This window comes from Kribbella amoyensis (assembly GCF_007828865.1).
GTDB classification, from domain to species: domain Bacteria; phylum Actinomycetota; class Actinomycetes; order Propionibacteriales; family Kribbellaceae; genus Kribbella; species Kribbella amoyensis.
Map to the genome: position 1 here is coordinate 806,948 of NZ_VIVK01000002.1, position 12,381 is coordinate 819,328.

The window sequence follows — 12,381 nt, forward strand, 5'->3', positions numbered from 1 at the left end:
CAGTCGTCGAACAACCTGCTAGTCGTGGCGGGGGGCTCGACGCCGCCGGTGCTGAGGTGCTCCGAACAGTTATGGGGCGGGGCGGCGGCGGGTGGCGTGGGGGCGGCCTTCGGTGCGGAGGGTTCTGGTTTCGGCGTTGGCGTGATCGCGGCCTTGGCGGAGGAAGTCGACGAGGAACTCCAGCTGGTCGTCGGAGTACTGCGCGACCTGCTTGCGCCAGCGGTCGTCCATCGAGCGGTAGTACTCCGCGATGTCGTCGAGGCGTTCGGGGACGACGTGGACGAGGATGCGGCGGCGGTCGGTGGGATCGGGTTCGCGGCGGACGTAGCCGGCGCGTTCGAGCCGGTCGAGCAGGCGGGTGACCGCGCCGGTGGTCAGGCCCATCAGGTCCGCGAGCTGACGTGCGCCCGACGGGCCGAGCTCGAGCAGGGCGCCGATCGCGTGGACGTCGGTCAGCGGCATCCCGAGCTGATCGGCGACGGCGATCTGGAAGCGCACCGCGGCCGAGACGTACTGGGGCATCTCCTGGGCCAGGGCTTCCCGCAGGTCCGACCGCTTGCTCGCCATGAGCCAAACCTACGGGTTCCCCTGACCACACCCTGGTAACTGCTCCAAGCAGTAGCTGCTTAAAGCAGCGAAATGCTTGACTCCTCGTATCGACAAGAGAGAGGAGACGGTGTCATGAAGCCGTACCTGCTGGTGGTTCCGTTCAGCGCGTTGATCACCGGGTTGTTCAACGCCGGGAAGGTGGTGCCCTGGCCGCCGGCGATCCTGATCGGCGCGGCGTGGGCGCTCCTGATGGGCCTGATCGCTCACTGGCTCCGGCGGAATCCGCGCCGCGGCCGCTGGTCCGAGGACGTCCTCATCGGCGTCGCCACCACCGCGCTCGCGTTCGCGGCCTGCGGGGGCCTGATGGCGATCCTGCTGCTGAACGGGGCCATGAGGAGCACGTCGCTCAGCGGCGAGGCGCTGGAGCAGATGTTCCTGCCCTCGATCCCGTACTACATCATCGTCAACAGCCTGCTGGAGATGCTGATCATCCCGTTGGTCCTGTACGTCTCCTGGCGTCCCGGGCGGCGCCGGATCCTGATCCTCGCGGCGGCCGCGCTCTACTTCGGAATGCGGGTCTGGACGTACGTCGCGTTCGCTCCCGCTCGCCTGGACTGGGCGGACTCCGCGCACTCGACGCAGGTACTCACCCCGGCCGATCGGACTCAGGCGGCCGGCGATCTGATGCTCGACGATCCGCGGTGGGCACTGCTCATGGTGATGTTCGTGCTGTTCCTGATCGCGGCGTTCCTGCGGCCCGCGCATCGCCAGGCCCAGCAAGGAATCACCGACCGCGACGAGCGCACGATCGGTGCCACGATCAGCTGATCGATGCGAGCAGCTCGTCGCAGAGGTCGACGAGTCGCAGCCGGAGTGGCCGCGCTCGGCCGGCGAACCCGCGCTGGGCCGCGGCGTACTCCGCTTTGCCGGCCGGGGTCTCGATCGGCACCGGCGAGTACCCGAGCGCGGACAGGTCGTACGGGGACGCGCGCATGTCGAGGGTGCGGATGTCCTTGGCGAGTTCGAAGCAGTCCAGCACCAGCGAACTCGGGGTGAACGGCATCAGCTTGCTCGCCCACTTGTAGAGATCCATGTTGGCGTGCAGACAGCCCCCTTGTTCCAACTGGGGCTGGGTTTCCCGGGCCGGTTGCAGCAGGTTGAGCGGCCGGGACGGCGCGGTGAAGAAGCGGAACGCGTCGAAGTGGGAGCACCCGATCTTGTGGGACTCGACCACCCGGTCCGTGCCGTCGGATCCCAACCGTAGCGGCCATTTCTCGTGCCGGACCTCACCTGGCTCCAGCCGGTAGACCATCGCCCATTCGTGCAGTCCGAAGCACCCGAACTGCGCCGGGCGATCCAGTGTCGACGCCAGCAGCCGGCGGATCCAGCGGATGCTGTCCTCGCGCCGCGTCACCTCGTCCGGATCCAGCTGCGCCGCGCCCTCGGCGTACCGGTAGCCGCGTTTGCCCTCGTACCGGGTGGCGCCGAGCAGGCGGATCCCGGGTCCGGGGTGCCAGATCCTCAGCTGGTTCGGCCGGGTCGGGTAGTAGGTGAACAGGAAGTCCTCGACGGGATGGGGCTCACGGCGCTTCCGTCGGGCGAGGTGACCGGCGATCAGGTCGTCGACCCGGGCGGCGTGCGCGGCGGCGAGCGGCTCCCACTCGTGCGGTGCCAGGACCTGCTGGTCGGTGAAGACGGTCACAGGTCCAGGGTGAAGGCGTACAGGTCGACGCCGGGGACGGGCGACCAGTCGCGCTCGGGGAGACGGGTGAAGCCGAGCCGCTCGTAGATGCGGTGAGCCGTGGTCATGTAGGTCGCGCTGGACAGCACTACGCGGCGCAGACCGAGCTCGCGGGACCGCTCGACGCAGTGCTCGGACAACGCCGTACCGACGCCGAGGCCGCGCGCCTTCGACGAGACCCCGAGCATCCGGAACTCGCCTTCGTCGTCCGCGCCGATCTCGCGGTACACCGAGCCCGGGGGACAGAAAGTGACCGTGCCGAGCAACTGCGTACCGTTCGTGGCAACCCACAACTCGGCCTTCTCCGCGCGGTCCGCAGCGGCCAGCAGGGTCAGGCGGTACTCGGACCGGACCGGGATGAAGCCGTCGCTCGAGTACGCCTCGACGGTGAGCTCGCCGACGGCCTCGTACTCGGCCGGCCGGGCGAGCCGGATGTCAGTCGTCACCGGATAACTGTCTCATCCCCGCACGGCGGTAGGCTCGGGCCGTTCATTCCCTTGACTGAAGGCCTCCCGTGCGTATCGCCAGATTCTCCGTCGACGACGAACCGAAGTACGGCGTCGTCGAGACCGACGACCCCGAGGGACTGGTCGGCACCGTCAGCGTGCTCGACTCGGATCCGCTCTACCGGCCGGTCCAGTTCACCGGCGAGAAGCTGCAGTTGGCCGACGTCCGGCTGCTCGCCCCGGTGATCCCGCGCAGCAAGGTGGTCGGCGTCGGCCGCAACTACCGCGCGCACGCCGAGGAACTCGGCAACGAGGTCCCGGCGCAGCCGCTGATCTTCTACAAGCCGAACACCTCGGTGATCGGCCCGCGCGACGGCATCGTCTACCCCGAGCAGACCAACGAGCTGCACTTCGAGGGCGAACTCGCGATCGTGATCGGCCGGATCTGCCGCGACGTCCCGAAGGAACGGGTCGACGAGGTGATCTTCGGTTACACGATCGGCAACGACGTCACCGCGCGCGACCTGCAGAAGTCCGACGGCCAGTGGGCCCGGGCCAAGGGGTACGACACGTTCTGCCCGCTCGGCCCGTGGATCAGCACCGAGCTGGACGCGTCCGACCTGCGGGTCACCACGGAGGTGAACGGCGAGCTGAAGCAGGACGGGCGGACGTCGCAGTTCATCTTCGGCATCCCGGAGGTGCTGGCCTACATCACCTCCTTCACCACGCTGCTGCCCGGCGACGTGGTGCTCACCGGTACCCCCGCGGGTGTCGGTCCGATGCTGCCCGGCGACGAGGTGTCGGTCGGCGTCGAAGGAATCGGAACTCTGACGAACAAGGTGATCGTGCGTGACTGACCGGCCTGCCCCGACCGACGACGTTCCCGGCGGCATCGAACCGACCCAGGTCCGAGTGCGGTTCCCACCGTCGCCGACCGGTCTGCTGACCGTGGGCAACATCCGCAGCGCCTTGTTCAACTGGGCCTTCGCCCGCCACTACGGCGGCAAGCTGGTGCTGCGGATCGAGGACACCGACACCTCGCGCAACACCCCGGAAGCCCTGCAGTACACGCTCGACTCGCTGCGCTGGCTCGGCCTGACCTGGGACGAGGGCCCCGAGGTGGGCGGCGAGTACGGGCCGTACCTGCAGTCCGAGCGGATGGACGTGTACGCCGACGTCGTGGCCAAGCTGCTCGCCGCCGGCAAGGCGTACCACTGCTACTGCTCGCAGGAGGAGCTCGACCAGCGCCGTGAGGCCGCCCGCTCGGCCGGCCAGCACAGCGGGTACGACGGTCACTGCCGCACGCTCACCGAGGAGCAGGTGAAGGCGTACGTCGACGAGGGCCGGCGCCCCGTCGTCCGCTTGCGGATGCCGGACCGGCCGATCACGTTCGACGACCTGGTCCGTGGCGAGATCACCTTCCTGCCGGAGAACCTCGGCGACTACGTCCTGGTCCGGGCCAACGGCCACCCGCTGTACCCGCTGGTGAACCCGGTCGACGACGCGCTGATGGAGATCACCCACGTCCTGCGCGGCGAGGACCTGCTGCCGTCGACGCCGCGCCAGATCGCCCTGTACGAGGCGCTGGCCGAGATCGGTGTCGGCAACGGCCGGACCCCGCTGTTCGGGCACCTGCCGTTCGTGATGGGCGAGGGCAACAAGAAGCTGTCCAAGCGCGACCCGGGCTCCGGCCTCGGCGAGTACATGGAGCGCGGCTTCCTGCCCGAGGGGCTGCTGAACTACCTGGCCCTGCTCGGCTGGTCGATCGCGGACGACCGGGACGTGTTCACCATCGACGAGATGGTCGCCGCGTTCGACATCCGCAAGGTGAACGCGAACGCGGCCCGGTTCGACCCGAAGAAGTGCGAGGCGATCAACGCGGCGCACATGCGGCTGCTGCCGGCCGCCGAGTTCGCCGAGCGGATGATCCCGTTCCTGGCCAAGGGCGGGGTGCTCCCGGCCGATCCGTCCGACGAGCAGCGCCAGGTCCTCGCGGCCGCGGTGCCGTTGGTGCAGGAGCGGATGAACACGCTGTCGGAGTCCGTCGACATGGTGGGCTTCCTGTTCGTCGCCGACGACGCGTTCACGATCGACCCGGACGCGGCCGCGAAGGTGCTCACGCACGACGCCGGCGCGGTGCTGGCGGCGACCGAGAAGGCGCTGTCCGAGCTGGCCGACTTCAAGACCGAGGCGATCGAGGCGGCGCTGCGGTCCGCGCTGATCGAGGGACTCGGGCTGAAGCCGAAGAACGCGTTCGGCCCGGTCCGGGTGGCGATCTCCGGCCGCCGGATCTCGCCGCCGCTGTTCGAGTCGCTGGAACTGCTCGGCCGGGAGCGCGCGCTGCGCCGGCTCGAGCAGGCCCGCGCGCTGCTGCCGGCGGAGTGACCTGATGGCGTACGACGCGACACCGCGTCCCGGGTCCACGACGGACGTCCGGGACGCGGGACCGCAGCCGTACCACCGGCTGCTCCGCAATCCGGTCACGGCGTCCTGGACCGTGGTGCTCGGCGCGTTCGCGATCCTGGCGGGCTGGATGTTCGCCAGCGTCGTGATCCTGTCGATCCAGCAGGCGATCCGCCCCGATCCCGAGGGCACGGTGTCGTGGTTCGGCCTGCTCGCGACGAACCTGTCGCTGATCGCGCTGATCCCGCTCTGCCTCCTCGTCGCGACCCGGCTGAACCATCAGACCCCGGGCCTGCTGTCGTCGGTGACCGCCAGGCTGCGGTGGAAGCCGCTGGCCTGGTTCGCCGTCGCGGCCGTCGCGATCGAGTTGGTGATGCTCGGCGTCATCAAGGTCGGCGGGGTCGCCCTGCTCGACAACAGCGGCAGCGGCGGCGGGGTCGCGTCGGACGCCGCGGCCGTGATCGCGGTGACGCTGCTCACGTCGACCTTCCAGGCTGCGGGGGAGGAGTACTTCTTCCGCGGCTACCTGCTGCAGGCCGTCGGCACCCTGGTCCGCAGCTCGCTGGTCGCCGTACTCGTGACCACGGTGCTGTTCACCATGGCGCACGGGATCTGGCCCTGGGAGAGCCCTGCGCTGTTCCTGGATCGGTTCGCGTTCGGTCTGGTGGCCGGGCTGCTCGTCGTCCGTACCGGCGGTCTGGAGGCGGCCATCGCGGCGCACGCGGCGAACAACGTGATCACCTTCATCTACGCGGCCCTGACCGACAGTGTGGGCGACAGCCTGGGAGCCCAGGACGCGCCTTGGTCGTTGGTGGCGGTCGACGTGGCGAAGTTCGCGCTGTTCGGCGCGGTGGCGATCTGGCTGGCACGCAAGCAGCGGCTGGCGACCACGTGCGACCTGCCGCTGGTCCCGGCGCCGCTCGGCGGGAAGGGCCTGGACGGGCCCGGCAAGAGGCTGGTGTGACGGGAGTGACAATCGCCGGGCGGGGCTCGTTTTGCTGTCTGGGCCCCGACATGGGTATGCTCTCCGAGCCAGGTTGTGAGGGCGGAAACAAACTCTCAACCACGGTGAAATGCCTTGGGGTATGGGGTAATTGGCAGCCCGTCTGATTCTGGTTCAGTTAGTCTAGGTTCGAGTCCTAGTACCCCAGCGAGCGATTGGACCCAGCCGAAGAAAATCGGTAGAGTCCATCCTCGTTGCCCGGCCCGCAAGGGTCCGGACAACAACCCTCTGGCCCCGTTGTGTAGCGGCCTAGCACGCCGCCCTCTCAAGGCGGTAGCGCGGGTTCGAATCCCGTCGGGGCTACCAGAGAAAGTAACAGCCGGATCCCTTAGGGGATCCGGCTGTTGTCTTGTCCGCGGGGGTGGACATTCGTCCAAGCCAGGCAGCCGGTCCGGCCCTGAGCATGGCTGCCATGCGCAAGCTCTTCTCCGCACTGTCCACGCTGCTGGTCCTCGCGATCGTCCTGCAGTTCTTCCTCGCCGGGATGGGCGCCTTCGACGCCGCCGGCCGCGACGAGTCGTTCGCGCCACATCGCGCGCTCGGCTACGGGATTCTGCTGATCGCTGTCCTCCTCACCCTGCTGGCCGCCGCGGCCCGCTTGCCAGGGCGGCTGATCGGCGGGACCGGCCTGGTGGCCGGTCTCGTGCTGCTCCAGATCGTGATCGCGGTCACCGCGGGAGCGATCGACGGCTCCGGTGGCACCACCAGCACGACGGCGAAACTCGTCTTCGGGCTGCATGCGATCAACGCCGTCGCCATCGCCTTCACGATCAGCCGGGTCGAGGCCCAGGTCGGCGCACTCGGCAAGGGTGGCGAACCGAGCCCGACCCGATCGCGGGAGCGGTCGGCCCGGCCGGCGCGATGACGACGCTGCACTGGATGCTGCTGGCCAACGGCATCGACGTGCTGAACGTCGCGCTCTGGTTCGCCGCCGGCATCACCACCGCCTTCGGCCGGGTGCGGCCGGCGCTGGCCCTGCTCGCGGCGGCTCTGGTCACCACGGTGGCCAAAGCGGCGAGTGTTGCCGCACTTGCGAGCGCCGGCTGGTGGTTCGTCCAGGACAAGGTGCTGCTCGGCCTGCCGCTGCTCGTAGCGTCCGCCCTGGTGGCCGCTCTGTCCGCCGGGCGGCCGCTCATGGCGGCCTGGCGGGCCGGGACGAGCGAGGTACCGGCGGGCGGCGTCCTGGCGCTGCTGACGGCTGCCTATACCGCGCTGGCCGGGCTCGCGGTGACCTATCTCGTCGGCTACCCGCTCACGTGGGGCGCAGCCCTGATCACCGTCGCGCTTGTCGGCTTCGCCGTCCTGCTGACAGCTCGTGTCCTGGACGGCGACACGGCCCCAACCTCCGGCAAGACGCCCCGTTTCTCCCGTCGGCAGGTCCTGACGCTGGCCGGAGGTGTGGTCGTGGCCGGTGGGGCAGCGTTGTCTCTCAGGGCTCCTCAGTCGGCCAAAGGCCCTGCTCACCATCACCTGCTGTCGGTGGCGGACCTGCGCGGAGAGCTCACTCCGGCTCTGGGCGGCACTACTCGACGCCATGTCCTCACCGCCCAGAAGACGACGGTGCGACTTCCGTCGGGCCGCCGGCTCCGGGCCTGGACGTACGACGGGCAACTGCCCGGGCCCGCGATCACAGCGAACCAGGGCGACCTGATCGAGGTGACTCTCCGGAACGCCGACATCGACGACGGCGTCACGATCCACTGGCACGGCTACGACGTGGCCTGTGGCGAGGACGGCGTTCCAGGTCTCACCCAGGACTGGGTGGCTCCAGGCCAGGAGTTCGTCTACCACTTCAGGGCAGACCAGGTGGGGACGTACTGGTACCACACCCACCAGGCATCTGCCGTCGGTGTGCGGATGGGGCTGTACGGCACTCTCGTGGTCCGTCCGCGGACTCCGCCTGCTGAGTCCGTTGACCTGACGCTGCCGGTCCACACCCTCGACGGCACGCTGCTCATCGGAGGGCAGGACGGTCGCATGCAGCGCACCATCACGCCCGGTACCGCGGTTCGGCTGCGGCTGGTCAACACCGATTCCGAGCCTCATCGGTTCGGGTTGGCCGGCACTCCGTTCCGGGTCGTCGCGGTGGACGGACGAGACCTCGACGGACCCGGCGAAGTCAGCGACGTGGCCCTCCGTCTGCCCGCAGGCGGCCGGTACGACGTCACGTTCGCCATGCCCTCCACCTCGGTGGCTCTCGTGGTCGACGACGACCCGCGCCAGGGGCTGCTGTTGCGGCCGGAGGACGACGCGACGGCCGAACCGTCGTACCGGACCGGTGCTGAGCTCGACCTGCTCGGATACGGTACGCGGACAGCCGCGCCGTTCGCCACTGATCGGCACTTCACCCTGGTCCTGGACCGAGGGCTGGCGATGGTCGACGGGCGGCCGGCGTACGCCAACGGGCGGGGTCATCCGTCGATCCCCGATCACCTGGTCGCCGAGGGCGACCTCGTCCGGTTCACAGTGGTGAACCGCGGCCTCGCCAATCATCCGTGGCACCTGCACGGACACCCCGTGCTGATCCTGTCCCGGGACGGCAGGCGCAGTACCGGAAGTCCGTTGTGGGTGGACACCTTCGACGTCCGGCCGGGCGAGGTTTGGGAGGTCGCGTTCCGAGCCACGAACCCCGGCCTGTGGATGAACCACTGCCACAACCTGCCGCACGCAGATCAGGGAATGATGCTTCGCCTCGGCTACGACGCCATCACGTCACCATTCGCCCACACGGGGACGGGTCACAGGTGACGTGCGGGCCAGGCGAGGTCGTCGATCGCGAGCCAGGGCGCTGTGGCTACGGCAGCGGGAGTGATTCCGGTGAGGGCCTTGACGTCGCGGTGGAGGTGGGACTGGTCGACGTACCCGCTCTGGGCGGCGACGCTCGCGGGCGGGTGACCTGCCGCGAGCAGGTGTGCGGCGTGGTCGAAGCGCACCAGTTGCGCGGCGCGTTTGGGCGTGAGCCCGAGCTGCGACCGGAAGCGGGACCACAGGCGCTGCCGGCTCCAGCCGACCTCGTCGGCCAGGCCGTCGACCCGGACCCGACCTCGGTGCGCGACAGTCCGCTGCCAGCTGTGGACGACCTCCGGATCGACCGACGGCCGCGCGTCCAGCCGGCGGCTGAGGACGTCGGCGGCGATCGTGAACCGTTCGGCCCACGAGGTGGTGGAGCGCAGTCGGTCCTCGAACTGGCTGCCATCGCGGGTCCAGATTTCGTCCAGGGCGGCCACGGTCCCGGTGAGCTCGGTCGAGGCGCCGAGCACCGCCGCCGCGATGACCGGCGACAACCGGATCTGGAGACACTCTCCGCGCCATCCGCCGGCCCGGAGCTGACCGGGGAGCAGGCCAGCGACGACGCTGCCCCGTCGGCGCCCACCCTCGGCGTCGTAGACGATGCCGCCGGCGTCGCTCAGATCGACGATCAGGGTGACGGACGGGTGCGCGACCATCGCGATGTCCACGAACGCGGACGAACGGACGCCGAACCCGGCCATGCTGATGCCCGGCAGCCGAGCGGACAGGCGTGGGAGGGTGATGTCCACGTCCGACCAGCTCCAGCTGGGCGATGCCTCGGTCGACAGCACGTGATCAGTCTACGAAGTGGGACTGTCCGCGGCCGCCGCCGTGAAGCCCAGCAGCAGTTCGCTCGTCGCCTCGGGCGCTTCGAGCATGGGGATGTGCCCCACGCCGGGCAGCATCTCGAGCCGCGTGTTCGGTACCGCCTCGTACTGCCGCGCCGACTCCGGGTAGTACCGCGGGTCGGCGGCGCCGAAGATCACGAGCACCGGGACGTCGAGGTCGGCGAGGCGATCGGGCGTGCTCCGCTCGGCGACGTACGCGCCGTTGCAGCGTAGGACCTTCCGGAACGTGCGGTAGGTGATGTTCTTCAGATCGGCGATCGCGTCGTCCGGGATCTCCACCGGGCGAGCTGTCGTTGCCCCGATGCCCTTGCGGATCATCGAGTCCGACCGCAGGGGCCAGAGCAGTGGCCCGAAGGGTGGCGCCAGCAGGGCGCGCAGGATGAAGGGCTGCGGCTGCTGAGCATCGAGTCCGGTCGCTGTACTGATCAGCACCAGCGAGCCCACCAGGTCGGGGCGCTTGTCGGCCAGCGCGATCGCGACCCAGCCGCCACTCGAGTGCCCGGCCACGGGCACGTTCCGCAGCGCGAGGTCGTCGAGCAGCGCAGCAATCGCAGCCGCCTGATCGGGTACGTCGTACGTCGGTGCCGGTGACGATTGCCCACATCCGGGAAGGTCGACCCGGAGGACGTGATGCCGGCCGGCGAGTGTGCCGACCATCGGGGCCCAGGTGGCGCCGGAAGCCCCCGATCCATGAATCAGCAGCAACGGCGACGCGTTCTCGGGGCCGTCGTGGACCACCTGCATTCTGGGCACATGTCGAACCATGCGCGAGACGTTAAAGGGCTGCCGCCGGCCGGTCTTGGACGAATGTCCGCTCACTCGTCGTACCCGAAGGCACGACGCGCCCCCTACGCTGAGGTATGGCCGTCGACTTCAACCACACCATCGTGAGCTGCAGTGACAAAGAGGCGTCCGCACGCTTCCTGGCCGGGATCCTCGGACTCGGCGATCCGACCAGCTACGGGCCGTTCGCCGTCGTCCAGCTGGGGAACGGGACGACGCTGGACTTCGCCGACGACCACGGTCGGCCGCACCGGCAGCACTATGCGTTCCTCGTCAGCGAGGAGGAGTTCGACCAGATCCATGGGCGGATCGTCGAGCGTGGCCTGACGTACTGGGCCGACCCGTTCCACCGGCACGAGGGAGAGATCAACACCAACGACGGCGGGCGCGGTCTCTACTGGGACGACCCGGACGGACACAACCTCGAGATCCTCACCGTGCCGTACGGCGGCGGGCAGTGAAGGCCTGAGCGCTGTGGCGCTCGCGGTGTGCTGGTTGTTCGACCGGCGGTCCGAACGGATGCTCCGCAACCTGTGGGTCCGGCTGGAGGAGCTCGGCGTCCCGACGCTGCGGTCGCACACCCACGGTCGGCACGTGCCACACCTGTCGCTGGCGGTTCTGCGGGAGTGGCGGCAGGACGCGGTGGCGAAGGCCGCCGCGGGGCTGCCGGACGGTGGATCGGTCCGCCTGCACTTCGATGCGCTGGGCACCTTCCGCCGTGGCCGTGCCTGGCTCGTCCCTGCCGTCACGGCGGACGTTCTGACCCGCCAGGAGCGCGCGGTGTCAGCTGTCGTCGAGACCGGCGCGGATCTGCACCGGCACTACCAACCAGGCGTCTGGGTGCCGCACTGCACCCTCGCGCCGCGCGTACCGCTCAGTGCGCTCCCTGTCCTGGCGGCCGCGGTGTACGACGTACTGCCGCTCGAGGTGGAGGCGGACCGCGCCGCCCTCATCGACAGCGGTACGGGGCAGCGGTGGCTGCTCGACCACCTGCCCTGACTACACGCCTGACTACTCGGAGGCGCGGCGGAGGGCTTCGGAGAGGCGCTCGGCGGCCGCCATCACAGCGGGGGCGTGCATGCGGCCGGGCTGGCGGGACAAGCGTTCGATCGGACCGGAGACGGAGACGGCGGCGATCACCTTGCCGGAGGGGGAGCGGACCGGGGCGGAGACCGAGGCGACGCCTTGTTCGCGTTCGCCGACGGAGTGGGCCCAGCCGCGGCGGCGGACGCCGGCCAGGGCGGCCGCGTTGAAGGTCGCGTTGTGGAGGCCGCGGTGCATCCGCTCCGGGTCCTCCCAGGCCAGCAGTATTTGGGCTGCCGACCCTGCGGCCATGGTGAGCTGGCTGCCGACCGGGACGGTGTCGCGGAGACCGGAGGGGCGCTCCGCGGCGGCGACACAGACGCGGTACTCGCCCTGGCGGCGGAAGAGCTGGGCGGACTCCCCGGTGATGTCGCGGAGCCTCGCCAGCACCGGGCCGGCGGTGGCGAGCAGGCGGTCCTCGCCGGCGGCCGAGGCGAGCTCGCTCAGCCGGGGGCCGAGGACGAACCGGCCCTGCATGTCGCGGCCGACCAGCCGGTGGTGCTCGAGCGCGACCGCCAGCCGGTGCGCCGTCGGCCGGGCCAGTCCCGTCGCCGCCACCAGACCGGCCAGGGTCGCCGGGCCGGACTCCAGGGCGGACAGAACGAGAGCTGCTTTGTCGAGAACGCCGACTCCGCTAGAGTTGTCCATGAGACGATATTGCCGTCTCGAATCGTGGAACGCAAGTCGCTTGTGCGCACCAATCCGGAGCAGTGTGAGCGAGAGAACACCGCACCA

The 12,381-nt window shown here is 69.8% G+C and carries 14 protein-coding genes and 2 tRNA genes; 10 read left to right on the top strand and 6 right to left on the bottom strand.

Going from position 1 to position 12,381, the window contains the following annotated elements; all coding sequences use genetic code 11:
• Positions 1-69: 69 nt before the first annotated feature.
• A complete protein-coding gene (locus FB561_RS33900; protein WP_145814104.1) occupies positions 70-567 on the bottom strand; it encodes a MarR family winged helix-turn-helix transcriptional regulator in 498 nt (165 codons plus the stop codon).
• A 114-nt stretch (positions 568-681) separates the two neighbouring features.
• Here FB561_RS33900 and FB561_RS33905 point away from each other — a divergent pair, with 114 nt between their 5' ends.
• Positions 682-1,377 carry an ABC transporter permease/ATP-binding protein gene (locus FB561_RS33905; protein WP_145814105.1) on the top strand — a complete coding sequence of 232 codons (696 nt, stop codon included), beginning with the start codon at positions 682-684 and terminating at the stop codon, positions 1,375-1,377.
• Here FB561_RS33905 and FB561_RS33910 read toward each other — a convergent pair.
• A complete protein-coding gene (locus FB561_RS33910; RefSeq protein ID WP_145814106.1) occupies positions 1,370-2,251 on the bottom strand; it encodes a 3-methyladenine DNA glycosylase in 882 nt (293 codons plus the stop codon). The two genes, FB561_RS33905 and FB561_RS33910, sit on opposite strands and share 8 nt — an antisense overlap.
• Entirely contained in the window at positions 2,248-2,736 is a 489-nt protein-coding gene (locus FB561_RS33915; RefSeq protein WP_145814107.1) for a GNAT family N-acetyltransferase, read from the bottom strand. Before FB561_RS33915 ends, FB561_RS33910 begins: the two co-directional genes overlap by 4 nt.
• Before the next feature lie 68 nt (positions 2,737-2,804).
• Here FB561_RS33915 and FB561_RS33920 point away from each other — a divergent pair, with 68 nt between their 5' ends.
• The 7 genes from FB561_RS33920 (at position 2,805) to FB561_RS33950 (ending at position 8,890) form a co-directional block, all read left to right on the top strand.
• Positions 2,805-3,593 (top strand): fumarylacetoacetate hydrolase family protein, encoded by a 789-nt coding sequence (locus FB561_RS33920; protein ID WP_145814108.1) that lies wholly within the window; start codon positions 2,805-2,807, stop codon positions 3,591-3,593.
• Positions 3,586-5,121, top strand: a complete 1,536-nt coding sequence (gltX, locus tag FB561_RS33925) for a glutamate--tRNA ligase (protein ID WP_145814109.1) — start codon at positions 3,586-3,588, stop codon at positions 5,119-5,121. Before FB561_RS33920 ends, gltX begins: the two co-directional genes overlap by 8 nt.
• A gap of 4 nt (positions 5,122-5,125) precedes the next feature.
• A complete protein-coding gene (locus tag FB561_RS33930; RefSeq protein ID WP_145814110.1) occupies positions 5,126-6,103 on the top strand; it encodes a CPBP family intramembrane glutamic endopeptidase in 978 nt (325 codons plus the stop codon).
• A gap of 115 nt (positions 6,104-6,218) precedes the next feature.
• A tRNA-Gln gene (locus FB561_RS33935) sits at positions 6,219-6,290 on the top strand.
• 82 nt (positions 6,291-6,372) lie between these two features.
• A tRNA-Glu gene (locus tag FB561_RS33940) sits at positions 6,373-6,448 on the top strand.
• Between the two features lie 106 nt (positions 6,449-6,554).
• Positions 6,555-7,007, top strand: a complete 453-nt coding sequence (locus FB561_RS33945) for a DUF6220 domain-containing protein (RefSeq protein WP_202880989.1) — start codon at positions 6,555-6,557, stop codon at positions 7,005-7,007.
• Positions 7,004-8,890: a multicopper oxidase family protein gene (locus FB561_RS33950; protein WP_145814111.1), complete on the top strand. Its 1,887-nt coding sequence runs from the start codon at positions 7,004-7,006 to the stop codon at positions 8,888-8,890. Before FB561_RS33945 ends, FB561_RS33950 begins: the two co-directional genes overlap by 4 nt.
• Here the strand turns inward: FB561_RS33950 and FB561_RS33955 are convergent.
• Positions 8,881-9,723 (bottom strand): AraC family transcriptional regulator, encoded by an 843-nt coding sequence (locus FB561_RS33955; RefSeq protein WP_238335289.1) that lies wholly within the window; start codon positions 9,721-9,723, stop codon positions 8,881-8,883. The genes FB561_RS33950 and FB561_RS33955 overlap by 10 nt on opposite strands.
• A gap of 9 nt (positions 9,724-9,732) precedes the next feature.
• Positions 9,733-10,545: an alpha/beta fold hydrolase gene (locus FB561_RS33960; protein WP_202880990.1), complete on the bottom strand. Its 813-nt coding sequence runs from the start codon at positions 10,543-10,545 to the stop codon at positions 9,733-9,735.
• A 95-nt stretch (positions 10,546-10,640) separates the two neighbouring features.
• Between FB561_RS33960 and FB561_RS33965 the strand changes: the two genes are divergently transcribed.
• Together FB561_RS33965 and FB561_RS33970 are read left to right on the top strand one after the other, a co-directional pair.
• Entirely contained in the window at positions 10,641-11,024 is a 384-nt protein-coding gene (locus FB561_RS33965) for a VOC family protein (RefSeq protein ID WP_145814112.1), read from the top strand.
• Between the two features lie 13 nt (positions 11,025-11,037).
• Complete coding sequence (locus FB561_RS33970) at positions 11,038-11,562, top strand: 2'-5' RNA ligase family protein (RefSeq protein ID WP_145814113.1); 525 nt, start codon at positions 11,038-11,040, stop codon at positions 11,560-11,562.
• Between the two features lie 12 nt (positions 11,563-11,574).
• On the opposite strand, the gene FB561_RS33975 is transcribed toward FB561_RS33970, so the two are convergent.
• A complete protein-coding gene (locus tag FB561_RS33975; protein ID WP_012922430.1) occupies positions 11,575-12,294 on the bottom strand; it encodes an IclR family transcriptional regulator in 720 nt (239 codons plus the stop codon).
• Positions 12,295-12,381: the final 87 nt, after the last annotated feature.